Origin of the sequence: Arthrobacter sp. BL-252-APC-1A, from assembly GCF_009696625.1 — a bacterium.
Lineage (GTDB): Bacteria > Actinomycetota > Actinomycetes > Actinomycetales > Micrococcaceae > Arthrobacter_B.
Genome location: NZ_VULS01000003.1, coordinates 118,064 through 140,736, shown reverse-complemented (window position 1 = coordinate 140,736; position 22,673 = coordinate 118,064). Strand labels below are relative to the sequence as shown.

Sequence of the window (22,673 nt, the reverse complement as noted above, 5' to 3'; positions counted from 1 at the left end):
GGTTCCAGTCTGCCCCGCCGGAGCGCCTCCCGCCAGCCGGTGGAACCGGACCGGGTTGACTGGGGCGTGCTGCATCACAAAAGTGGAACGGGTAACATCTTTGACCTGATCAGCACTACCTCGAGTGAGAGAGAGCGTGATGACGGACGACGAAAAGCAGTACGCGGCACAGGAGCACCTCACTACCCGGCAGGGCCACCCGGTCTCCGATAACCAGAACACCCGCACCGTTGGATCCCGCGGCCCGGCAACTCTGGAGAACTACCAGTTCCTTGAGAAGATCAGCCATTTCGACCGGGAGAGGATTCCTGAGCGTGTGGTCCATGCCCGCGGGTTTGTGGCTTACGGCGAGTTTGAGGCCAGCGGCAAGTGGGGTGATGAGCCCATCGCCAAGTACACGCGGGCCAAGCTCTTCTCCGAACCGGGTAAGAAGACCGACGTCGCGATCCGGTTCTCAACGGTGATCGGCGGCCGGGATTCGTCCGAGTCGGCACGCGATCCGCGCGGCTTCGCAGTGAAGTTCTACACCGAAGACGGCAACTGGGACCTCGTGGGCAACAACCTGGGGGTCTTCTTCATCCGCGACGCGATCAAGTTCCCGGATGTCATTCACTCCCTGAAACCGGATCCCGTGACTTTCCGGCAGGAACCGGCCCGGATCTTCGACTTCATGTCCCAGACGCCGGAATCCATGCACATGCTGGTCAACCTGTTCAGCCCCCGCGGCATCCCGGCCGACTACCGGCACATGCAGGGATTCGGCGTAAACACCTACCGCTGGGTCAACGCAGCGGGGGACTCGAAGCTGGTGAAATACCACTGGCAGCCCAAACAGGGGGTGAAGTCCCTGACGGAAGAGGACGCCGGAAACATCCAGTCGCAGGACCTGGGCCATGCGTCAAAGGACATCTACGAAGCCATCGAGCGCGGGGACTATCCCCAGTGGGACCTCTACGTTCAGATGATGGATGACAACGATCATCCGGAGCTGGACTTCGACCCGCTTGATGACACCAAGACCTGGCCGGAACAGGACTTTGTCCCGCAGTACGTGGGAACCATGACCCTGAACCGCAACGTTTCCGACCACCACAATGAGAACGAACAGATCTCGTTCGGCACCGGTGTCCTGGTGGACGGACTCGAGTTCTCCGACGACAAGATGCTGGTTGGCCGTACGTTCAGCTACTCGGACACCCAGCGCTACCGGGTGGGACCGAACTACCTTCAGCTGCCGGTTAATTCGGCCAAGAACGCCAAGGTGGCCACCAACCAGCGCGGCGGGCAGATGTCCTACGGCACGGATCTCGCCCCGGGGCAGAACCCGCACGTGAACTACGAGCCCAGCATCACCGGCGGTGTGCAGGAAGCACCCAGGACGGGTCCAACGGAGATCGGCCCCGAGCTGAAGGGCCGGCTGATGCGGGCCCGCATCGAACGCACGAACGACTACATGCAGGCCGGCCAGCGCTACCAGCTGATGGAGCAGTGGGAGAAGGACGACCTGGTGAAGAACTTCGTCGACAACATCTCCGAGGCTGCGCGTGCGGTGCAGGAGCGAATGCTCTGGCACTTCTACATGTGCGACGACGAGCTTGGTGCCCGTGTGGGCGAAGGCCTGGGTATTGGACTGTCTGAGATCAAGGACCTGGGACCGCTTCCCACCCAGACACTGAACGAGGAAGAACTGGACCGGGTCAAGAACCTCGGCAACAACGGTCCGCGCAATGTGGAAGGTCTGACCATGACCCACTGCGTGCCCAACGAGCACGTGGTGGTGTCCCGCTAGGGGCAGCACTTCCAGCGCAGCAGAGAAGCGGCTAGTTCGGGGTGACGTACGCGCCGGAAATACCGCCGTCGACCATGAAGGTGGAGGCAGTGATGAAAGAGGAATCGTCGCTGGCCAGGAACGCCACGGCACCGGCAAGCTCTTCGGGCTCCGCGAACCGGCCCAGCGGAATGTGCACCAGCCGGCGGGCCGCCCGCTCGGGGTCTTTGGCGAAAAGCTCCTGCAGCAGGGGAGTGTTGACCGGTCCCGGGCACAGCGCGTTCACGCGGATTCCCTGCCGCGCGAATTCGACGCCGAGTTCCCGGCTCATTGCCAGGACCCCGCCTTTGGACGCGCTGTAGGAGATCTGCGAAGTGGCGGCCCCCATGACCGCCACGAAGGACGCTGTATTGATGATTGACCCTTTCCCGGCCGCCAGCATGTGGGGCAGGGCGTACTTGCAGCAGTAATAGACGGAGGTCAGGTTCACCTCCTGCACGCGGCGCCACGCATCGATTCCGGTATCCAGGATGGAAGCGTCCTCCGGCGGGGAGATCCCGGCGTTGTTAAAAGCGATGTCCACCCTTCCGTAGGTGTCCTGTGTGATCTCGTAGAGGCGCCTAACTTCTTCCTCGCTGGTCACGTCAACGGGCACGAACAGGCCGCCCACCTCATCGGCCGCAGCCTTCCCGGCGACGGGGTCAACGTCGCCCACGACGACGTGCGCGCCTTCGGAAGCCAGGCGCCGGGCGGTGGCGAGGCCGATCCCGCTGCCGCCGCCGGTGATGACCGCAGACCGTCCTTCGAGCCGGCGCGGGGGAGCAGATGAGACCGGATCCAACATGGTGTTCCTCCTTTGGGCCGCTACCGGCCGGTGGCGATAAAGACGTTCTTGGTTTCCGTGAACGCGTCCAGGGCGTCCGGGCCCAGTTCCCGGCCCAGCCCGGAATGCTTGAACCCGCCGAAGGGAGTCCAGTAGCGAACTGACGAATGAGAGTTCACGGAGAGGTTCCCGGCTTCCACGCCGCGGGCGGTGCGCAGCGCCCGTCCCAGGTCCCGGGTCCAGATGGAGCCTGAAAGCCCGTAGGCGGAGTCGTTGGCGATACGCACCGCCTCCGCCTCGTCTTTGAACGGCACGACGGCGAGGACCGGACCGAAGATCTCCTCCCGCAGGGACGGGCTGCCCGGGGCCGGCGCCAGTACTGTCGGCGGGAACCAGAAACCCGGGCCCTGGGGCGCCTGGCCCTGGAAAACGACGTCGTCTCCGGTGACGTAGCCGGCAACGCGTCCGCGCTGGCCTGCGGAGATCAGGGGACCCATGGCGGTCTCCGCCAGAGCCGGATTTCCAACCGCCATTCCCGTGACGTGGGGTTCGAGCAGTTCCAGGAAACGGTCGTAAACCCCTGCCTGGACCAGGACACGGGAACGGGCACAGCAGTCCTGTCCGGCGTTGTCGAAGGCCCCGCCCGGTGCCGCGGCGGCCGCCTGGTCCAGGTCGGCGTCGTCGTAAATGATGTTGGCGCTTTTGCCGCCCAGTTCCAGCGTCACGCGTTTGAGCTGGGCTGAACAGCCCGCCATGATCTGCTGCCCGACTTCGGTGGACCCGGTGAACACGACCTTGCGGACCGAAGGGTGGGTGACGAAGCGCTCGCCGATCACGGACCCCTTGCCGGGGAGGACCGAGAAGACTCCCTCCGGAATGCCCGCTTCGAGGGCCAGTTCCGCCAGCCGCATGGCCGTGAGCGGGGTCAGTTCTGCCGGTTTCAGCACAACGGTGTTCCCTGCTGCCAGCGCCGGAGCGAATCCCCAGGCAGCGATCGGCATGGGGAAGTTCCAGGGCACGATCACCCCGACCACTCCCAGCGGCTCGTGGAACGTCACGTCAATGCCGCCGTCCACGGGAATCTGCGTCCCGGCGTGTCTTTCCGGTGCCCCGGCGTAGTAGTTCAGGACGTCCCGGACGTTGCCCGCTTCCCAGCGCGCGTTGCCGAGGGTATGCCCGGCATTGGCCACTTCGAGTGCGGCGAGGTTTTCCAGATCAGCGTCCACGGCGGCTGCAAAGCGGCGCAGCAGCAGGGCCCGGTCCGAAGGCCCGGTGTTCCGCCATGTTTCAAACGCACGGGCCGCGGTTGCGATGGCGGCATCCACTGCGTCCAGGTCCAGGGGCGCGACGGTGGTGATGATTTCTTCCGTGGCCGGATTCAGGATGGGGGTGGTCAACTGCGGGCTCCTTCGGAAGTTGAAACCGCAGCCGGTGCGGCGGGACCGGGCGCTGGTTTGCCGCTGCCTTCCGCGGCAGCGACGAACCCGCGGAAGAGACGCAGATCAGCGGGATTCTGTTCAGGGTGGAACTGCACGCCCAGCACCCAGGCGTTGCTGCCGGCCAGCTCAACCGCCTCGATGGTTCCTTCCGGAGCCACCGCGGTGACCTCAAGCCCGTGCCCCAGCTCGGCGATGCCCTGGTGGTGATAGCAGGGGGCACTGGCCGTGGGACCAAGCAGGGAAGAGATCAGGCTGCCGGGTGTAGTGGTGAAGCTGACTTCGCCAAAGACTCCCGGGGCAGGCTGGTAGTTGGCTTCGGACCGGGCATCGGGCAGGTGCTGGATGAGCGTTCCGCCCAGGGCTACGTTGAGGATCTGCGCGCCGCGGCAGATCGCCAGCAGCGGCAGCCCGCGCTCCAGGGCGGCCTTCGTGAGGGCAAGGTCGTGGGCATCACGCTGCGGCTGGCTAATGGTGAGCCGGTGCGGCTGGTGCCCGTACTGTGCCGGGTCCACGTCGGTGCCTCCGGCGGTGACCAGGCCGTCTAGCCGGTCCAGGACGTGCACGCCGGTTCCTACGGGCGGAAGCAGCACCGGAATGCCGCCGGCCGCAGCAACGGCTTCAACGTACGTGCCGGGAATCAGGGCCGCCGTCCCCTTCCAGACACCCCAGGCCGCCTCCTGGTAGTAGGTGGTAATCCCGATTAGCGGCCGGCCGGTGCCGCGGTTATCAGAGGCGCTCAAAGCCACGCTTGCGCTCCCAATCGGTGACCGCGGACTCGAAGGCGGCCAGCTCGACGTCGGCCGCGTGCACGTAGTGGGTGACGACGTCGTCGCCGAAGGCCTTGCGGGCAAGCTCGCTTCCGGCGAGGAGGTCCCTGGCGGCGCGCAGGGTGGTTGGCAGCCGGTCCGCTCCTGTGGTGTAGGCGTTCCCTGCCGTGACCGGTTCCAGCGGCAGCCGGTTTTCCAGCCCGTGAATGGCGGCGGCTACCAGTGCAGCTGCGGCCAGGTACGGGTTCAGGTCCCCGCCGCCCACCCGGTTTTCGCTGCGCATCCCGGCGCCGTGGCCCACTACACGCAGGGCGCAGCTGCGGTTGTCCATGCCCCAGGCGATGGCAGTGGGCGCGAAACTGCCTTCCACGAAGCGCTTGTAGGAATTCACGTTTGGTGCCAGGAAATAGGTCAGTTCCTTCAGTGCTGCCAGCTGGCCGGCGAGGAAGTGTTCCATCACCTCACTGAATCCGTGTTCGCTGTCTCCCGGGAACACGGGCTCACCGTCCAGGTCCCGGAGACTGAAATGGATGTGGCAGGAGTTGCCCTCGCGTTCGTTGAACTTCGCCATGAAGGTAACGCTCTTGCCCTGCTGGTCTGCGATTTCCTTGGCACCGGTCTTGTAGAAAGCGTGGTTGTCGCAGGTCCGCATGGCTTCGTCGAAGCGGAAGGTGACTTCCTGCTGGCCGTAGTTGCATTCGCCCTTGGAGGATTCCACCACCATGCCCGCGCTCTCCATCCCGGTACGGATGGCACGCAGCACCGGTTCCAGCCGGGAGGTGGCCAGCAGCGAGTAGTCCACGTTGTACCTGCTGGCTGCCTGCATTCCGGTGTAGTCGCGGTCCCAGGCATCGGAGTAGCTGTCGTCAAAAAGGATGAACTCTAGCTCGGTGCCGATGTAGGCCCGGTAGCCCAGCTCCTCCAGCCGGTCCAGCTGACGGCGGAGGATCTGCCGCGGAGAAGGCGCCAGCGGAGTGCCGTCGGTATGCAGCACGTCGCACTGGACTATCGCGGTGCCGGGCAGCCACGGCACCAGCCGCAGCGTGTCCATGTCCGGGCGCATCACAAGGTCCCCGTAGCCGTTCTCCCAGGACGATGACTCGTACCCTTCGATCGTGTTCATGTCCACGTCCACCGCCATCAGGTAATTGCAGCCTTCGGCACCGTGGGGATGAACGTCCTCGAGGAAGGACCTGGCGCCGCAGCGTTTGCCCTGAAGCCGCCCCAAATGGTCGGTGATGGCAACGATTACCGTGTCGATGCTGCCGTCTTCGGTGCGTTCGCGCAGTTCTTCGAGATCCAGCCCGTTCGGCGGTAGTTTGCGTTCCTGCTGCTTCATGCCTGTTCACTTCCCACGTTTGGTTCCTAACGGATTTCCGATTCTGCTTCGGTGATCTGGGCGAACTCCTCTTCCGGGGCGCTGGCAACCAGGTGGTGGCGGCTGTAGAACCAGAAGTAGGCCAGGGCTGCCACAAATATGCCTGCGGTGATGGAGGCAGCCAGTACGTCCACCACAAAGGTCGCCACCACTGCCACTACGGCAAGGACCAGCGCGACGCCGGTGGTCACCGCTCCTCCGGGGGTGCGGTAGCCGCGGGGGAGATCGGGCTCCCGCCGGCGGAGCACTATGTGAGAGAGGTTCAGCAGCACGTAGGACACGGTTGCGCCAAAGACTGCGATGTTGATCAGCAGACCGCCGTCGCCGGTGAGCGCTGCGAGCAGGAACCCGATGGTGCCCGGCACGATCAGTGCCATGTACGGGGTGCGCCAGCGTGTGGTCAGGGACATCCAGCGGGGCAGGTAGCCGGCTCGGGAGAGGGCGAAGAGCTGCCGGGAGTACGCGTACATGATCGAGAAGAAGCTGGCTACGAGTCCGGCGAGTCCTGCGTAGTTCACGAAGTCCGCCAGGAAGGTGTTGCCGCCGTAGGCGATGCGCAGAGCTTCAGGGAGGGGATTGTCCGAGGTGCTCATGGCCTCTGCGCCGGCAGCCCCCGGAACGAGTACCAGCATCAGCGCGCCGAAAACCAGCAGGATCGCCATTGCCGCGATGATGCCGCGGGGCATGTCCCGCTTGGGGTCGGAGGTTTCCTCGGCCGCCAGCGGGACGCCCTCGATGGCAAGGAAGAACCAGATGCCGTAGACCAGCGCCGCCAGCACACCGGCAATACCCATCGGCAGGAAGGAACTGGCGCCCGCTGCGTCGGTGGGAACAATGTCAAAGAGGTTCGCGGCGTCGAACTTAGGCACCAGGCCCACCACGGTGGCGATGAGCGCCAGGACAGCGATGGCAGTGATGACGAACATCAGCTTGAGCGCTTCGCCCACGCCGCGGAGGTGGATGCCGATGAAGATGGCGTAGGTGACCAGGTAGACCGGCCAGGAGTTGGTGAGGCCGAACAGCCCCAGGGCTTCTATGTACCCGCCGATGAAGGTGGCGATGGCCGCCGGTGCCACGGCATATTCGATCAGTACGGCCATCCCGGTGGCGAAGCCGCCCAGCGGTCCCAGTGCCCTGCGCGCAAAACCGTAGCCGGCTCCCGCGGTTGGCAGTGTGGAGGAAAGCTCGGCGAGTCCGAAGACCATGCACGTGTACATAATGCCCATCAGCACGAAGGCGATGAGCAGTCCGCCCCAGCCGCCCTGGGCCAGGCCGAGGTTCCAGCCGGAGAAGTCTCCGGAGATGACGTAGGCAACTCCGAGTCCGGCGAGCAGGATCCAGCCCGCCGCACCGCGCTTGAGTTGCCGGTGGCTCATGTAGCTGGCGTCGACCTTTGTGTAATCGACCCGGGATTTAGCCATGCCGTTTTCCTTGTTTGTTGGAATAGGACGCGGTGCAGGAACAATCCACTGGAGCTGGTACCGCACAAAAGGACTGATTTCAGTCCATGGCGGTTGAGGAAGAGTCTGAGGCCGCGCATGGCTGCACGTCAAGGGTTCATGCGAACTTTTATTGGTCTATTTTGAGGGTTTTAGGCATAGAATCCCGGACATGGAGATGCCGCATTTCGATTCCGGAGCGCTTCCGCCGCGGCCGGTGCGCCGGGGGAATGCCTTTGAGGAAACCGTCGAGCGGGTGCTCGAGAATCTCAAACTGGGCATTTACGCCGCCGGGACACGGCTTCCACCCGAGCGGGAGCTGGCCGCGCAGCTGGGTGTTTCGCGCGCTACCCTGCGCGAGGCGCTCGCAGAGCTGCAGGCCGCCGGATACCTTGAATCACGCCGCGGCAGGTACGGCGGGACCTTTGCCGCCCAGATCCTGCCCGGTCCCGCTGCGCAGCCGGACCAGGGCGATGCCCACGACCTCGAAGACGTCCTGCTGTTCCGCAGGGTGGTTGAATCGGCGGCCGCCAGGCTGGCTGCCGAGGCAACGCTCACCCCGGCAGCCAGGGCCCATCTGCGCTCGGCGCTGGAGGAAGTTGACTGCGCCACCACCGAGACATTCCGGCCGAAGGATGCCCGCTTCCACATCGCCGTGGCTGAGCTGTCCGGATCACCGCGCCTGGTCGCTGCGGTGGCAGATGTCCGGGCCCAGGCCAGCGACCTGCTGGACAGGATTCCACTGCTGCAGGCCAACCTTGACCACTCCCAGGCGCAGCACCGGGAACTCACCGAGGCCATCCTGCGCGGGGACGCGGATGCCGCCTCGGCTGCGGCACTGGCCCACTTGGAAGGTACCGAACGGCTGCTGCGTGGGTTCCTGGCCTAGCACTGCATAAAGCACGACGGCGGCACCCGGGCCTTCGCTGCAAAGGCACGTGCCGCCGTCGTACTTTGTTGCTAGTTTTCCCAGGGCGCCTTGATGGGGAAGTACTTTTCCAGGAAGTCCGTCACCCGGTTGGTGCGTTCCTCGGTGGAGACCTCCGGGAAAGAGCCGTCGTTGAGGCAGAACAGATCCTTGTTCCGCTTCGCCAGCAGGCGGTCCATATCCTTCAGCCCGCGGTAGGACGTGGTGTCCACGTACTTCACCTTGGCGGTTTCCTGCGTGACGGCACGGCCCGTGAGCAGCGCGTAGTAGTGGTAAAGCGAGTTGGTGACGGAGATGTTGTCCTTCGCCCGGAACTTGCTCGCCGCCGTGGCCGCGAACTCCTCCGGGAACACTGCTTCCATTTCCACGAGGACGCTCTTACGCAGCGGTGCCGCTGTGTGCTCGAGGTGCCTGGTGGTGATCCGGCCGAACCGTTCCCAGAGAAGGCGGCGGTTCACCCGGGCAGCGTTCTCAAAACCGCTGCGCTCGGGATCATTGGCGCCCAGGCCAATGCGGGTGCTGGCCTCGATGAACTTGGTGATGCCGCCGGGGGAGAAGAACAGGTCCGGGCCCACCGGACGGCCAAAGAACATGTCGTCGTTGGAGTACAGGAAGTGTTCGGAGAGTCCGGGGATGTGCTGCAGCTGGGACTCGACGGCCTGTGAGTTGAACGTGGGCAGCACGGAGGGGTCGCGGAAGTGCTCCACCGCCGGCACGAAGGTGACCGACGGATGATCGGCCAGCCACTCCGGCCGCGGCGAATCGGAGGCGATGAAGATACGCCGGATCCAGGGCGCGAACATGTAGATCGAGCGCAGGGCGTACTTGAGTTCGTTGATCTGCCGGTAGCGGGCTTCGCTGTCATCGCCTTCGCCAACGACGGCGTCCTGCATCAGGGCGGCCCGGCGTGCGCGGTATTCGGGGGAGTTGCCGTCCACCCAGGAGAAGACCAGATCGACGTCGAACCGGATGTCCGTGGCGTGGTCGGCGAACATGTTCTCGATGGTCGGCCAGATCAGGCCGTGCTTGTCCACGCTGCCGCGGACCACCTCGGAGGCGGGGAGGGTGCGGCGGGTCAGGGAGTTCTCCACCGGGAGGGTGATTTCCTTTTCACCCAGTTCCCAGAGCTCCACCTGGACTCCCGCGGAGGCTCCGAAAACGAGGTTGGTTCCGCTTGTCCCGCGGGGCCGGAAGAGCCGGACGATGCGGGTTTTCTGGTGAGGTGAGAGGTCTCCGTCGGCCACCAGCACTGTCCGTGCCTTCTCCGTGTCGACGCTGCGTGAGTAGAACGGTTCGTCCCGGCATGCTTCCACCAGGGCCCGGCGCAGGTCTTCGCGCAGCTGCAGGTCGATTGCGATCACCGGGCGCTGGTCGTTGCCGCGTACCAGCAGGTAGTCGATTCCGGCGTCATCGAGGACCCTGCGCACAAAAAGCAGGTCTTCCACCATTGCCTGGTGCGGGGTGAGGCCGGTGTCCATAAGGGTGAGCCGACCCTTGATCTTGCTGACGTTGGGACGGTGTTCGACCCTCTCGACGACGGCGAGGGAAGCCGTTTGGAGGACTTCTGCCTCTACTCCGTCTTCCGGGGTGCCGTAGTAGACGTCGTGCTCAGCTGTGATGTCGGTAATTGGAGCCTCCGAAGGGGTCGGGCCGGTTGGGCGCGGAAAAAGGGGAAGCGTGCGACACTGCACAGATAGCTGGGCCCCCGGTGCTGCCCGGCCGTTTTTGGTGCCGGACGGGTGCTGTGAAACCGCGGGATGCTATGGGCGGCGCTGGCGGGGCTGCGTAGCATTGATGCTTAGCACGCGGAAACCTCCGGGAGCCGATGTGAGATACCGTAACACCCTGTTCGCGGCCGTAATAACGGCCGGTCTTGCCGCGGCCTCCTGTGCTGCCCCGGAGCCTTCTGAAACCGCTTCTCCTGACTGGTCCGTGTACGAGGTCCAGGCTGCGTCGCTGGAGTTTGAATACCGCTCTGACTGGCAGGTTGAGCAGGTGGAAGCCCTGGCTAATGACCCTGCCGGCGGTGTTTCCCTGCGGGTTCACGACGCCGATGGCGACGTTATTGCCTGGCTGGATACCGGGATCATTACGGATCAGGTGTGCATGGGGATGCAGGAGCCTGTTGCCTATACGGAGTACGACTCCCAGATGATGCCTGACCTGGAATCCGAGCAGGGGACTGAGCAGCGTTTTGTGTACCGCTCTGTTGCTCCTGCTGCCGGTGAAGCATTGGTGACCTATGCGGTAGTGAGCACTCCGCCTCCTTCTGCAGAGGAGGCTGCCTGCGGTTTATTCGATTTCTTTACTTTGACTGAAGCCAGCGGTGGCCGGTTTGCCGGTGTGGTCCGTGCCGATGAAGGTTCGGATATGACTGCGCACTTGGAGAAGGCTTCAGCGTTTGCCGGTTCCGGGGAGTACCGCGATGTCAGGCGAATGCTGGTTTCTTTGCGCAATTCGGACTGATCTTTCTGGGCTTGTTGTGCTTCTTCTGTGGCGTCCTGTGGATAAGTCAGTATGCTGTGCGGCAGTTTGAGTAGGATCTACCGCACGCTGCCTTACTGCCTTGCCTACCACGGGGGTTTTGATGTCCAGTCTTGGTGTTCGCCGCCGGTTTGCTGCGGTATCTCTGGCTCTGGCTGGTTCTTTGATCGCTCTCTCGGCGTGCTCCGGTGCTGAGGATCCTGATGCTGATGCGGCGCAGTCTCCGAGTGGTTCTGTCTCGCCGAGCACTTCTCCCAGCCCGACTCCTACGCCTTCTGCGACGTATAAGCCGGCGTCTGCTGACGGCCCTGCGGAGAATGTTCCTTTGCCTGTGATGCCTGAGGAAGCGAAGGTCGAGTCCAAGGAGGGGCTCATTGCCTTTGCGAGGTATTGGTATGAGTTGGTGAATTACGGGTATGAGACGGGGGATGTGGAGCCCGTTCGGGCTGTCAGTGGGCCGGACTGCACTGACTGTAACCGGTACTTTGACGTCGTCCAGCGCGGGTACCGGGATGAAGACTGGATGGCTGGTGCCATGATCGACTTTAGGAGTGTCCACAGTGACTATGTGCTTACACCTGATGGGCTGTATCAGGTGTTGATTCAGTTCACGCAGGAACCAATCGAGTTCTTCGGACCAGAAGGTGCCGAGTATGGCGTTGACCCCGGGAGCGACGCCCCCGTCGTGCAAATCCTGGAGGCACGCTTCCAAGATGAAAAATGGGTCGTTGCACAATTGTCGAGCATGTAATGAGATCCGCTGCTGTCGATCGATTGACCATCACGATCCTGGTGCTTTCTCTATTCATGCTTTGGGCCCCCATCACGTCGGCTCACTCCAATGAAGATAAGACTGGAGGAGGATCGTCATTCCATGATGGCGATGTCATCGGCGAGTGGTACCAGCACGACTCTGGGGTGTGGACGAATCTACAGGTCGGTCTTCCAGAAGACCCCAATGGATATCGGTTTGAACCGGCCTGCTTCGACGACCGAAATTCCGGGGATATAGCATGCTTGCGACAGGCCGCTACTTGCACCGCGGCTTCAGACGGTCGACTGGTGTGGTGGTTCTCCGGGCTCCGGGTTACCGACCCTGCTACTTGGCCTCGCCTCGGTGCCAACCCGAGTTGCATCTACTCGGAAGACCCTGCAGCTTTTCAGGAGCGACTACGCGAAGCCATACTTACGGCTTTCCAGGAAGCACCTATTACTCCGGGAACCATGACTCTCCAGCCAAGTCCTCACACACTCATTGGTGCCCACACAAACGTGTACGTGGAAGCATCCAGCCAGGTCTTCGAGATGGAGCTCCTTGGCCAATCCATCCGCATCGAGGTGGAGCCTACGGAGTACACCTTCAACTACGGCGACGGCACAAGCTATGGGCCGGTGTCGACGTCCGGAGGACCGTTGCCGGAAGCACGCTGGGGCGAACAGACGCCAACCAGCCACATGTATTCGCAGACTGGTGATTTCACGGTGGGTATCACGACGTTCTTCTCCGGACAGTATTCGGTCAATGGCGGCCCGATGATTCCGATGGATGGACGTGCTGAGGTGGCATCGCCGTCGCAGGTGGTGAGTGTGTGGCGTGCAGAGTCCAGGAATGTTGCAGATAACTGCCTGGTGAATCCGGCCGGTGTGGGTTGTTGAGCCCGGTTAGGTCGAGCGGTCCGGCTGGATGTGCTCCAGTCGGACGTAGCAGGCGTTGATGCGCGTGATCGAGGGCGGTGGGCTGGCGCTGGCCTTTATGCTGGTGGCACTTGTAGTTGCGTCAGCCGGTTGTTCGAGCAACGCGGGGCCTGGTACGGAAGTGGGTCCATCTCACGCTGTGGTGAGTACGCCGGCTTCAGTGGAGCCGTCTGCTTCTGCCACGTATAAGCCTCCTTCAGCTGGGGGTCCTGCGGAGAATGTTCCGATGCCGGCGATGCCAGAGGAAGCGAAGGTCGAGTCGAAGGAGGGGCTTATTGCTTTCGCGCGACACTGGTATGCACTTGCCAACTATGGATACCAAACAGGCGACGTTGAGCCGTTGAGAGAGATCACCGGGCCGGACTGCTATGCGTGCAAGTCCTACTATAAAACAGTGGCCAGCGGGTTCCGGGAGGGGTGGGTTTCAGGCGCCGAGATCGAAATCCTAGATGTTAGTAGTACCTACGCCTTGACCGATAATGGGCGCTATCAGGTCCTCATACAAATAGTTCAGGAACCCCTCGACTTCTATACAGCTGCCAACGGTTTCATCAAGACAGTTCCAGGCAATGACCTGCCGTCTGTTCAAATGATCGAAGCCACATTCGCAAGTAGCTCATGGACTGCCGTGGATGTAGTGACTATTTATCACGCGGGATAGAATTCAGATGCTTCACGTAACAAGTCATTAGGGCCGTGGAAAATTGTGACGGTCGTGTAACTGACGTCGACTCGCAAATTACGGTGTTCATCCTATGTCGGGACCCCGCGCCCAACCGAACGCTTCATTGCGTCCAAGAGTGCCAACCCGTCTGGACGTAGATCTTCTGTGGCGTCCTGTGGATAAGTCAGTATGCTGTGCGGCAGTTTGAGTAGGATCTACCGCACGCTGCCTTACTGCCTTGCCTACCACGGGGGTTTTGATGTCCAGTCTTGGTGTTCGCCGCCGGTTTGCTGCGGTATCTCTGGCTCTGGCTGGTTCTTTGATCGCTCTCTCGGCGTGTTCCGGTGCTGATGATACTGGTGCTGATGCAGCGCAGTCTCCGAGTCCTTCGGTAAGCGAGTCTGTTTCTCCCAGTCCGACTCCTACTCCTTCGGCGACGTATAAGCCGGCGTCTGCTAAGGGCCCTGCGGAGAATGTTCCTTTGCCTGTGATGCCTGAGGAAGCGAAGGCGGAGTCCAAAGAGGGGCTTATTGCTTTTGCGCGGTATTGGTATGAGCTGGTGAATTACGGGTATGAGACCGGGGATGTTGAACCCGTTCGGGCTGTCAGCGGGCCGGACTGCTTCGCTTGCCAGAATTTCTACAGCGGGATGGGCGACGTCTACGGGAGGGGAGGATGGATCCAAGGTGGCGACATTGAAATAGTCACGCTAAATTCCGAGTATCAGTTGACTTCAGAGGGGCGTTACCAGGTTCTTGTCTCAGTGAAGCAACGAGACATGACTTATTGGGATGAAGCCGGGCAGGCAGACCGGCGACCCGGTGATGAAATCTCATTCCTCCAAATAATGGAAGTATCGTTCGAGAATGAGGGCTGGTACATTCATCTTGCCGAGTCCACGGGTGATTGACGTGCGCGTCTGGGCTTCCCCGCCGGAACAGGGAGGGCTTGCAGCAGAGGATCATTCTCTGGGGCCGGCTCGACGCAGGACGTTTCAACTCCTCCGCGGCGGCCATAGCGGAACGACCTCGTCGTGGATTCCTTTACACAAATTTGCTGCGCTTCTGGCATGTGTGGTCATAGTCTCTGCGGGTTGTTCGTCGCCACAAGATCTAGGAACGGCTTCAGGACAGTCGTCTCACCAGGTGACCGAGCAACGTTCTGCAAAACCGCTACCCTCCGCAACCTACAAGCCGGCTTCTGCTAAGGGGCCTGCTGAGAACGTTCCCCTGCCCGACATGCCAGCGGAAGCGAAAGCCGAATCCAAAGAGGGACTGATCGCCTTCGCGCGATACTGGTATGACCTTGTGAATTACGGTTATGAATCGGGTGATCTAATACCCATTGGCTCGCAGACCCTGGGAGACTGCCGGGACTGCTCCCGGTACGAGCAGGTGATTACGGATGGATACGCGAATTCGGACTGGATTTTCGGCGGCCAGATAACTGTTTGGGGGATGGATTCCGAGTACGTTTTGACCGATGCTGGCCGATACCAAGTCTTGGTCCAATTCAGCCAGGATCGGATTGAACTACGCGGCCCCAACGATGTTCTGTACACCGAGCACCCAGGCAGTAAACATCCGGTCGTTCAGATGCTCGAAGCCCGGTGGACGGACGCGGGATGGGTCGTCGAGGAGCTCGTAAGTCTCTAAGGAGGAACTCGTACCGCGGAATTCACCGGATGGCCGGGCTAACCGATGACGCGGATGAACAGATCATCCGGGCCAGACAGTCGGAGTTTCTGTGCCCGGTCCTGCCGTCTAAGGGTGGCCCGGATAAGGCACCGCGAACAGTGTCCGAGGATCCTGCAGCAGAGCGGGATACGCGAAATCTGACCTCAGCACACTGCCCGAAACACGAACCGTCCGCTGGGCAGTGTCATTCGTCAGGGACGCCTCGCCAACGGTTCCCAGCTCCAGGACAGTCCGGTCCGACCCCAGTAAGGCAACCTCATCGCCGTCGTTCATTTCATCCAGGAAGCGCTCAAGCTGGCGGGCTTTCTTCCCCGTCACCGGCGCACCGCGGGCGGACAACATGGGCAGCTCAATCACCTGCCCGTCCTTGCTTGGAACGGAACGGGCAACCCACAGCGCGTCTCCGCCCGGTTCTGCGGGAAGGACCAGTTCTTCGGGATCGGGCCACACGTAGGGCAGATGCGGGGGAGTGCCGGGAAACAGGTCGGCGTAAAAAACGGGATCCTTAGCCAGCAGGTTCGACCGGTGGCTCTCGTGGAGCTGTGCATCGCCGAGCCAGGGCGGCAGCGGTAACTCACCGCCGTCGGCCTCCGGAGCGAACTCAACCAGCTGCGGCCTCACGGTATCTGCGTATCCGCGGCCGGTCCACGCATCGGTCATCGCCAGCCCGTAGGCCACAAGCGCGGGAACATAACCCATCCACATACGGGTGACCGGATGGTTTCGCCAGCCGTAGTCGGGAAGGACGAGTGCGCGCAGAATCTGCAGGGTCTCAACCCTCTGCTTCCCCAGCCTCGGAGAATCCAGCACCCCGGCACTGCGCCGGAAGCTCTCGTAGGGAAGGAACGTCTGCACGGCTCAGAACCTAGTATTCGGCATACAGTTCACCGGCGAGCAGCGGGACATCAAGACGGTTGTCGGGCCCAGGCAGCGGACAGGCCCAACGCTCGTCATAGGCGCACGAAGGGTTGTAGAGGAAATTGAAGTCGAGCAGCAGCGAGTCCCCAGGCCCTTCTCCAAGATGAGCGCCCTTGATGGTGTCCAGCAGATACCGCCCGCCGCCGTACGTTCCGCCATCGGTGCCGGCGAGTCCGTCACGGACCGGCAGGAAAAGCCCGCCGCCGTAGGTCGCCAGCCTCCATACCGCCAGCCTGCCGACCGGCGTCGTAACGGTCCCGAGGCGTTCGAAATAGACCGTCCCGTCCGTTCCGGTGGCCACTTCGAGCTGCTGGCCAGCGCCGTCGTCGTCAATCTCTGCCGAACAGCGCAGCTCAGGATCATAGGGAGCGACGGCGAGCCCTCCGAAACGCTGTTTGGCCTCGCCGCTCAGCGGGGAAGCGGGGTGCGAGGCAAAGAGCGTATCCCGTTCACGGCGCCACGAATCGTGGGCCGACGACGGCGAATCAGCCTCCGCGGTTGCGCGCACCTGGGCGTATATGTCGAACATGCGACGGCGCCAGTCAGCCGTCCGGAGTGCCGAAGCTGGGGAAACCATAGGCCCAGCGTAGTGTGTTTGGGTGACTACGGGACTGTTGATTGTTGTGCTGGCTTCGATCTTTGTCGGGGCGCTGGCCCAGCGGATCGCCGGCCTTGGTTTTGCTCTTCTCATTTCGCCGTTCCTCGTGATTATCCTTGGCGCCCATGCCGGCGTGCTGATGGTCAATGTGTGCGGGTTGGTTTCGTCGCTGCTGATCATGTTCCGGGTCTGGAAGGACGTGGACTGGAGCATGTACCGCTGGCTCGTGATCCCAGCTGTCATTGGCAGCGTTCCGGCGTCAATTGCTGCCGTGTATTTGCCGGCCGCCCCGATGGCAGTGATTGTGGGTGCAATCGTCCTGGTGGCGCTTGGCGCGTCGCTGATCCTGGCGCGCAATTCGGTAGTTGTCACCGGTAATCCGGCGAAGGCGATAGCCGGTTTCGCTTCCGGAGTGACCAACGCTGTGGCTGGTGTGGGCGGCCCTGCGGTAAGCGCCTACGCGGTGATGGCACGGTGGCCGCAGCGTCCGTTCGCCGCGACCCTGCAGCCGTTCTTCGTAACCATCGCGACGGTCACCCTGGCCGTAAAACTGACGATGGAGCCGGGACAGATGCCTCCGTTCAGCGTCGTTGCCTGGGTGCTGATTGGTCTCATGATCGTTGGCGGAATCTACGCGGGGGAGCGCCTGCAGAAGCACATCCGGGACGACCACGTCCGCTTCGCAGTCATCGTAATCGCCTTCCTTGGCGCCGGAGCCGCGATGGTCAAGGGCATCATCGACCTGATGGCGTAATCAGGCTGTCACTGGTGCCCGACGGCGGTGCGGAGCCTGTGCGGTGGGCGCGGTTGGTGTTCTCTCGCACGCAGTAGATCCGGTCCGCGTGCCCGACGGCGGTACGCCAGGAAGGGGCCTAACCCGCCAGCGATAAGGGGCAGTTATTGACTGCCCAAGGTGCCCGTAGGTGCGTTTCACCGTGGTCCGAAAAGCAGGAAAATGACCCGTAATCGGTGGTCCTGAAAAGAGCCAAATTTGGACCCGAAATGTCAGTGGCAGCTGAGAGTGTAGGGGTATGAACCGCTCCTCGGACACCACGTTTTCCCGGTCACCTGACTGGGATGAAAACGGTGCGCCGGGCGCGGAATCGGGTGCCGATTACCCGTCTTCTTTTCGTCCGGATTCCGGGTCGGCTCCTACCGCTGATGCCGTGTTCTATGCGGACTCTGCACTTGTTGCTGACCCCGCATCCGGGGAACCCGCAGTTTTGCCGGCGGGATTTACCGGACGCCTGACGCTGCATGGAGCAGATTCTTTGGGTTACGACGAAACCGTTTCTGCCCTACAACGTCTGGGCATGCTTATCTCTTGGGCCCAGGCACAGCAGGCCCGAGTGGCAGCCCGTTTGGAGGAGCTCTTTGCCCGGGACATCGCCGAAGCTGCAGGACGCGAAGAGCCCGCCCTGGCCATGAGCCTGGCAGCTGCCGAAGCATCCACCGTTCTGAACATTCCGCACATGACGGCAATGCAGCTGATCAGCGAATCATCCCGTCTGTGCACTGAGGCGCCGCAGACCCTGACCCAACTGGCCGAGGGAAAGATCGCGATCCAGCATGCCCGCATCATCCTCGAAGAAACCCACAACCTTCCCACTGACATTCCTGAGGCTACGACTGCGAATTTGGATGGCGGTGACCCGGCGACTGGAGACACCGCAGGCGACCAATCTGCAGGGGAAGCCAGCCAGTTGGATCTCGGTCTCGATGGCATGGGCGCTCCGGCCGGCCGGGATGGGGGCGACAAGAGTGGCGAATCCTCGGACTCTGCCAATACCGGTGTTGCCGGCGGGGAGGACATGAGAACAGGGCAGGACGGGGATCCACGCAGTCCGGGAGGTGGAACCGCAGGAGCCCTGTCCACCGGCGCTGTGCTGAGTGTGCGTGCCGCATTCGAACGGGACCTTCTCGCTGCAGCCGAAGGCCGGACAGCTGCCGGGTTCGGCCGGCGTGCCCGCCGGCTCCGTGAATCAAGGTTTCCGGATCTAATCCCGATCCGTCACCGCCAAGCCAAGGACAGGCGGCGGGTAACCTTCCAGCCGCTGCCCGATGGCATGTCCTGCCTCAGCGCGATCATCGCGGCAGAGAAGGGCCAGGCAATGTTCGCAGCCCTCACAGGCGCCGCCAAAGCCGGCAGACGAGCAGGGGACCCACGGACGATGGACCAACTCCGTGCCGACACCCTTACTGAGCTTCTCCTGGAAGGTGATTCCAGGGACATAAACCCCGATGGTCCCAGCGACGGAGCGGGCACCGTGATTGAGCATCACACCGGTACAGTCTCTGGGACTGGGACTGGGACTGGGACTGGGACTGGGACTGGGACTGGGACTGGGACTGGGACTGGGACTGGGACTGGGACTGGGACTGGGACTGGGACTGGGACTGGGACTGGGACTGGGACTGGGGCTCAGACCGAGACCGGCACCGCGACCAGTGCCCGTAAACGTCCGAGACGGGCCGAACGGCACCGGAACCAGAACCGCTCCAAAGTCCGCACCGAGGTTATGGTCCTCATCAGCGCAGACACTCTCGCCGGCGTAGACGAGCATCCGGCGGAGCTGAACGGGTATGGACCGGTCAGTGCCGAGACCGCACGCGCCATGATCCTCGAAGCACTGCACTGGACGCCTCTGCTCCAAGACCCAAACACGGGGGAAATCCTCAACGTTGGACGAACACGGCGGATCCCTGCCGGGCTCAAACGCTGGCTTCAGGCCCGGGATGGAACGTGCAGATTCCCTGGCTGTTCAGTGAACGTCACCCACGCGGAGATCGATCACACGACGCCCTTCTCCCACGGCGGACCAACCGATCATGGGAACCTGGAACACCTCTGCCCCAAGCACCACAGGTTCAAGACCCTTGGCCACTGGAAGGCCCGGCAACCAGAAGCCGGAACCTTGGTGTGGAGCTCACCCACCGGGCGTACCTACGTCACCGATCCGGCTTTGGATTATCTCTCTCAGGGGCCAGCCCCAATGCGGCGGGACGTTGTGGGGCCAGCCCCAATGCGGCGGGACGTTGTGGGGCCAGCCCCAATGCGGCGGGACGTTGTGGGGCCAGATCCAGTGCGGCGGGACGTTGTGGGGCCAGACCCAGTGCGGCGGGACCCTCTGCAGCAGAGCCAACAACCGAGTGACGATCCACCTCCCTTCTAGGCAAGGGCAACTGCGTTCCAGATCAAGGGCAACTGCGTTCTAGACCAAGGGCACCACGTCCTTTCTCAGGGGCAACCGCCTTTCCGGGGCGCAATGCTCAAGCCCAGCCTCGACTCACGCCCACACCCTCAGCAACAGGACCGGCGGTGAATGGCACGATAGAAAGCGATGAAACTCTTGAAACGCCCGAAGAAACCGGGTGTGCTGCCCATGCCGCTCTGGCTGCAGGGAATGTTTGAACTGGGGCAGGCGGCAGTGCTGTCGGCCCTGGTCGTCATCCTGCCTCTCACAGGGGTCTGGGCAACCAACGGGTTTTCAGACCGGGACTACGCCTCACTGGCACGCCTGAGTGGACAAGCCTGGCTGCTCCTCCACGGAGTACCACTGTCACTGAGCTACCCGGCAGGAACGGTCGGCCCTGAACCCTCCGGGGGACTGCTTTCCCTCATTCCGCTGGGCCTGACAATGATCCCGTTCTTCCTCTGCTGGCGAGCCGGACGCCGACTGGCCAGAGCCTCCTACACGGACCAGCTCTGGCAGGCACTGCTCGGAGCGCTCGGTACATATGCCATTCTGGGAATATGTGCAGCGTACTTCTCCGCAAATGAGGATGTCAGTATCTCCCTCGTGGCCGGAGCCCTCATCCCCCTCATCTCGGCCGGACTAGGGGTGATCATTGGTGCCAGGGTGGAAGCCGGCTCATGGGTCCGGCTCATAGGCGTAGACCTGACCGACTGGATTGCCCGGACAAGCCAGCACTCACGCTGGGCAGGATCATATCTTTGGGCCGCTATCCGGGCTGGAGTCGTGGGGATTACCGCTGCAGTTGGGCTGTCAGCAGTCCTCCTAGTGGTGGCACTGACCATTAGCTGGGCGGAAATCGTTACTGTCTACGAAAAGCTCGACGCCGGAATCATCGGCGGCATTGTGCTCACGGTGGCACAGCTTGGGCTCCTGCCGAATCTCGTCGTCTGGACCCTGGCGTGGGCATCCGGCGCGGGTTTCAGCATCGGAACTGGAAGCATGATCAGCCCGCTGGAAACAACCGTCGGGCCGCTGCCCGCTGTCCCGGTCCTGGCTGCCCTCCCCACAGGGCAGCTCGAGTTCGCCTATGCCGCTCTCCTCATCCCTGTGGCCGCCGGAGTCCTGGCCGGGTGGTGGTTCCTGCGTGAGGGAGAGAACCACTTTGACGAATGGCTTTCCATCAAGATCCGTGCCCGATGGTTCACGGCATCCGCCTCGACGGTTTGTCTGGGGGTTGTAATCGGTGTTGTCTCCGGACTCCTGGCCGCCGCGATCGCCCTGATTGCCCGCGGATCCCTTGGCATCGGCAGGTTCGTGGAGATCGGACCGGATCCGCTCTGGACTGGAATCTGGGTTGCAGCTGAAGTGGCTGTCGGAGCGGTTATCGGCTATGCCGCAGGGCCATGGCTGGAGCGCGAGAAAACACGGCGTCCTTCGGTTGGTGCAACAGGGGTGAACAGCTAGTTCCCGGTACTAAAGGGTCGAGTACATACCCGAGGACACCGCTCGTTACCAGCAGAAGCAGTCCGATAAACAGAACACCGAAACCACCGCAGATGAACCACATAAACCGCCGTTCACTGGGTGTCATGCGCCGATACTAGCCAGGAAACGTGGAAGGCTGTCGGAGTAGGCGGGGAAAGGGGCCAGGGTTCTGAGCATGCAGCCCCGATTGCAGAGCCCCCGAAAGCAAAGCCCCGGTCACACGGAACCGGACAAGCTACGGCTGCGAGATCATCCCGCCGAAGCTCAGGTAATCCTTGGTGCAGGTTTCCGTGGCCTGCACCGTCAGCGCCGACTGCATGCAGGTCTCGTACTTCTCGGTCATCGGCCACAGTGCAACCATTGCCGCAAGACCAATGGTCATGAACGCCGTAGCGGCAATACCCATGGAGACCACAATGCGCATGAATCCGCCCATGCCAAACCGGACAACCTTCACAAGGGTCATGATTCCGACCACCAGGGCGGCAATACCCAGGATGAGCGGCAGCAGCTTCCAAGGCAGGGCCAGATCTGAGCTGATCAGCATTCCCAGCAGCAGGGCGATAAACACCCACATGTAGGACCGGGCTTCCTTGGACTGTGCCTCAGTGGGCTCCGGTTTGCGGGTTGCCGGGGGAAACGGCGGTCGCGGGCGTACATCAGGGCCGTCGTTATTCATGGATTAAGCCTAGGCGACGCTTCGACCTAAGGTTGACACATGCGAATTGTTGTTCTCGTTTCAGGCACCGGCTCCAACCTCCAGGCAGTGCTCGACGCCGTTGCGGCAGGGGAGCTCGACGTCGAAATTGCTGCGGTTGGCGCGGACAGAAACGCAACCTACGGCATTGAGCGTGCAGCCGCAGCCGGGTATGAAACCTTCGTGGTGAACTTCAAGGACTACCCGGTGCGAGCAGACTGGAACCGCGCGCTGACCGAGAAAGTCGCCTCGTATGATCCCGACGTCGTCCTCTCCTCCGGATTCATGCGGATTGTTGACGAGCACTTCATCAACACGTTCGAAGGACGCTACGTCAATACACATCCCGCACTGCTGCCTTCATTCCCAGGCGCCCACGGCGTGCGGGACGCACTCGCGTACGGAGTGAAGGTCACCGGATGCACGGTGCATATTGCCGACGCCGGAGTGGACACCGGCCCGATCCTGGCCCAGGCAGCGGTAGAGGTACTCGACGGAGATACCGAGGAGACCCTGCACGAGCGCATCAAGGTGCAGGAACGCCGGCTGCTGATCGAGACCCTGAGCAAAATCAGCAAAGAAGGACTCCCGGCACTCTGATACGGCATCCGGACGGCCCGGCGCCGGAGCCGCTTCGAGTCCCCGGTGCCGGAGCCGCTTCGAGGCACCCGCCGCCCGCCTCAGCCACGGCCCCGG

22 protein-coding genes and 1 pseudogene are annotated in these 22,673 nt (G+C 62.5%); 14 read left to right on the top strand and 9 right to left on the bottom strand.

Features of this window, described 5'->3' with window-relative positions; all coding sequences use genetic code 11:
- Positions 1-139 precede the first annotated feature (139 nt).
- Positions 140-1,789, top strand: coding sequence for a catalase (locus tag FYJ28_RS05855; RefSeq protein ID WP_154578607.1), 1,650 nt, complete (start codon positions 140-142; stop codon positions 1,787-1,789).
- Positions 1,790-1,820: 31 nt separating this feature from the next.
- Here FYJ28_RS05855 and FYJ28_RS05850 read toward each other — a convergent pair whose 3' ends face one another.
- Genes FYJ28_RS05850 through eat form a run of 5 tightly spaced genes read right to left on the bottom strand, consistent with a single transcriptional unit; the run spans position 1,821 to position 7,596 of the window.
- A complete protein-coding gene (locus FYJ28_RS05850) occupies positions 1,821-2,612 on the bottom strand; it encodes a 3-oxoacyl-ACP reductase (protein WP_154578606.1) in 792 nt (263 codons plus the stop codon).
- Positions 2,613-2,632: 20 nt separating this feature from the next.
- Positions 2,633-3,988 (bottom strand): aldehyde dehydrogenase family protein, encoded by a 1,356-nt coding sequence (locus FYJ28_RS05845; protein ID WP_154578605.1) that lies wholly within the window; start codon positions 3,986-3,988, stop codon positions 2,633-2,635.
- Positions 3,985-4,776: a gamma-glutamyl-gamma-aminobutyrate hydrolase family protein gene (locus FYJ28_RS05840; RefSeq protein WP_326831541.1), complete on the bottom strand. Its 792-nt coding sequence runs from the start codon at positions 4,774-4,776 to the stop codon at positions 3,985-3,987. Before FYJ28_RS05840 ends, FYJ28_RS05845 begins: the two co-directional genes overlap by 4 nt.
- Positions 4,757-6,136, bottom strand: coding sequence for a glutamine synthetase family protein (locus tag FYJ28_RS05835; RefSeq protein ID WP_154578603.1), 1,380 nt, complete (start codon positions 6,134-6,136; stop codon positions 4,757-4,759). Before FYJ28_RS05835 ends, FYJ28_RS05840 begins: the two co-directional genes overlap by 20 nt.
- A 26-nt stretch (positions 6,137-6,162) precedes the next feature.
- Complete coding sequence (gene eat / locus FYJ28_RS05830) at positions 6,163-7,596, bottom strand: ethanolamine permease (RefSeq protein ID WP_055240174.1); 1,434 nt, start codon at positions 7,594-7,596, stop codon at positions 6,163-6,165.
- Positions 7,597-7,786: 190 nt separating this feature from the next.
- Between eat and FYJ28_RS05825 the strand changes: the two genes are divergently transcribed.
- Positions 7,787-8,503: a FadR/GntR family transcriptional regulator gene (locus tag FYJ28_RS05825; RefSeq protein WP_195840608.1), complete on the top strand. Its 717-nt coding sequence runs from the start codon at positions 7,787-7,789 to the stop codon at positions 8,501-8,503.
- A 71-nt stretch (positions 8,504-8,574) separates the two neighbouring features.
- On the opposite strand, the gene FYJ28_RS05820 is transcribed toward FYJ28_RS05825, so the two are convergent.
- Positions 8,575-10,020: a stealth conserved region 3 domain-containing protein gene (locus FYJ28_RS05820; RefSeq protein ID WP_154578818.1), complete on the bottom strand. Its 1,446-nt coding sequence runs from the start codon at positions 10,018-10,020 to the stop codon at positions 8,575-8,577.
- Positions 10,021-10,369: 349 nt separating this feature from the next.
- Between FYJ28_RS05820 and FYJ28_RS05815 the strand changes: the two genes are divergently transcribed.
- The 6 genes from FYJ28_RS05815 (at position 10,370) to FYJ28_RS17615 (ending at position 15,040) form a co-directional block, all read left to right on the top strand.
- Positions 10,370-11,008, top strand: coding sequence for a hypothetical protein (locus FYJ28_RS05815; RefSeq protein ID WP_152969893.1), 639 nt, complete (start codon positions 10,370-10,372; stop codon positions 11,006-11,008).
- Positions 11,009-11,129: 121 nt separating this feature from the next.
- Complete coding sequence (locus FYJ28_RS17520; protein ID WP_268234986.1) at positions 11,130-11,777, top strand: DUF6318 family protein; 648 nt, start codon at positions 11,130-11,132, stop codon at positions 11,775-11,777.
- Between the two features lie 527 nt (positions 11,778-12,304).
- Positions 12,305-12,682, top strand: coding sequence for a hypothetical protein (locus FYJ28_RS05805; RefSeq protein ID WP_229780289.1), 378 nt, complete (start codon positions 12,305-12,307; stop codon positions 12,680-12,682).
- 58 nt (positions 12,683-12,740) lie between these two features.
- Positions 12,741-13,382 carry a DUF6318 family protein gene (locus FYJ28_RS05800; RefSeq protein ID WP_326831539.1) on the top strand — a complete coding sequence of 214 codons (642 nt, stop codon included), beginning with the start codon at positions 12,741-12,743 and terminating at the stop codon, positions 13,380-13,382.
- 262 nt (positions 13,383-13,644) lie between these two features.
- Positions 13,645-14,295: a DUF6318 family protein gene (locus tag FYJ28_RS17515; RefSeq protein WP_268234985.1), complete on the top strand. Its 651-nt coding sequence runs from the start codon at positions 13,645-13,647 to the stop codon at positions 14,293-14,295.
- 235 nt (positions 14,296-14,530) lie between these two features.
- Positions 14,531-15,040: a DUF6318 family protein gene (locus tag FYJ28_RS17615; RefSeq protein WP_154578601.1), complete on the top strand. Its 510-nt coding sequence runs from the start codon at positions 14,531-14,533 to the stop codon at positions 15,038-15,040.
- 108 nt (positions 15,041-15,148) lie between these two features.
- On the opposite strand, the gene FYJ28_RS05785 is transcribed toward FYJ28_RS17615, so the two are convergent.
- Both FYJ28_RS05785 and FYJ28_RS05780 read right to left on the bottom strand, forming a co-directional pair.
- Positions 15,149-15,937 (bottom strand): MSMEG_6728 family protein, encoded by a 789-nt coding sequence (locus tag FYJ28_RS05785; RefSeq protein ID WP_326831538.1) that lies wholly within the window; start codon positions 15,935-15,937, stop codon positions 15,149-15,151.
- Positions 15,938-15,947: 10 nt separating this feature from the next.
- Positions 15,948-16,577, bottom strand: a complete 630-nt coding sequence (locus tag FYJ28_RS05780) for a DUF1684 domain-containing protein (RefSeq protein ID WP_154578600.1) — start codon at positions 16,575-16,577, stop codon at positions 15,948-15,950.
- A gap of 22 nt (positions 16,578-16,599) precedes the next feature.
- On the opposite strand from FYJ28_RS05780, the gene FYJ28_RS05775 reads away from it, so the two are divergent.
- The 5 genes and pseudogenes from FYJ28_RS05775 (at position 16,600) to FYJ28_RS05765 (ending at position 21,259) form a co-directional block, all read left to right on the top strand.
- Positions 16,600-17,352, top strand: a complete 753-nt coding sequence (locus tag FYJ28_RS05775) for a sulfite exporter TauE/SafE family protein (RefSeq protein WP_055240184.1) — start codon at positions 16,600-16,602, stop codon at positions 17,350-17,352.
- 277 nt (positions 17,353-17,629) lie between these two features.
- Positions 17,630-18,871, top strand: a pseudogene (locus tag FYJ28_RS17690) (DUF222 domain-containing protein); the annotation flags it as partial.
- Positions 18,870-19,154 (top strand): hypothetical protein, encoded by a 285-nt coding sequence (locus FYJ28_RS17280; RefSeq protein ID WP_229780288.1) that lies wholly within the window; start codon positions 18,870-18,872, stop codon positions 19,152-19,154. The pseudogene FYJ28_RS17690 and the gene FYJ28_RS17280, both read left to right, overlap by 2 nt.
- Positions 19,118-19,771, top strand: coding sequence for an HNH endonuclease (locus FYJ28_RS17685; RefSeq protein ID WP_442778579.1), 654 nt, complete (start codon positions 19,118-19,120; stop codon positions 19,769-19,771). Before FYJ28_RS17280 ends, FYJ28_RS17685 begins: the two co-directional genes overlap by 37 nt.
- Before the next feature lie 168 nt (positions 19,772-19,939).
- Entirely contained in the window at positions 19,940-21,259 is a 1,320-nt protein-coding gene (locus FYJ28_RS05765; RefSeq protein ID WP_154578598.1) for a cell division protein PerM, read from the top strand.
- A 256-nt stretch (positions 21,260-21,515) separates the two neighbouring features.
- On the opposite strand, the gene FYJ28_RS05760 is transcribed toward FYJ28_RS05765, so the two are convergent.
- On the bottom strand, positions 21,516-21,959 hold the full coding sequence (locus tag FYJ28_RS05760) for a hypothetical protein (protein WP_152969895.1): 444 nt from the start codon (positions 21,957-21,959) through the stop codon (positions 21,516-21,518).
- 39 nt (positions 21,960-21,998) lie between these two features.
- On the opposite strand from FYJ28_RS05760, the gene purN reads away from it, so the two are divergent.
- Positions 21,999-22,577 (top strand): phosphoribosylglycinamide formyltransferase, encoded by a 579-nt coding sequence (gene purN / locus FYJ28_RS05755; protein ID WP_055240189.1) that lies wholly within the window; start codon positions 21,999-22,001, stop codon positions 22,575-22,577.
- Positions 22,578-22,673: the final 96 nt, after the last annotated feature.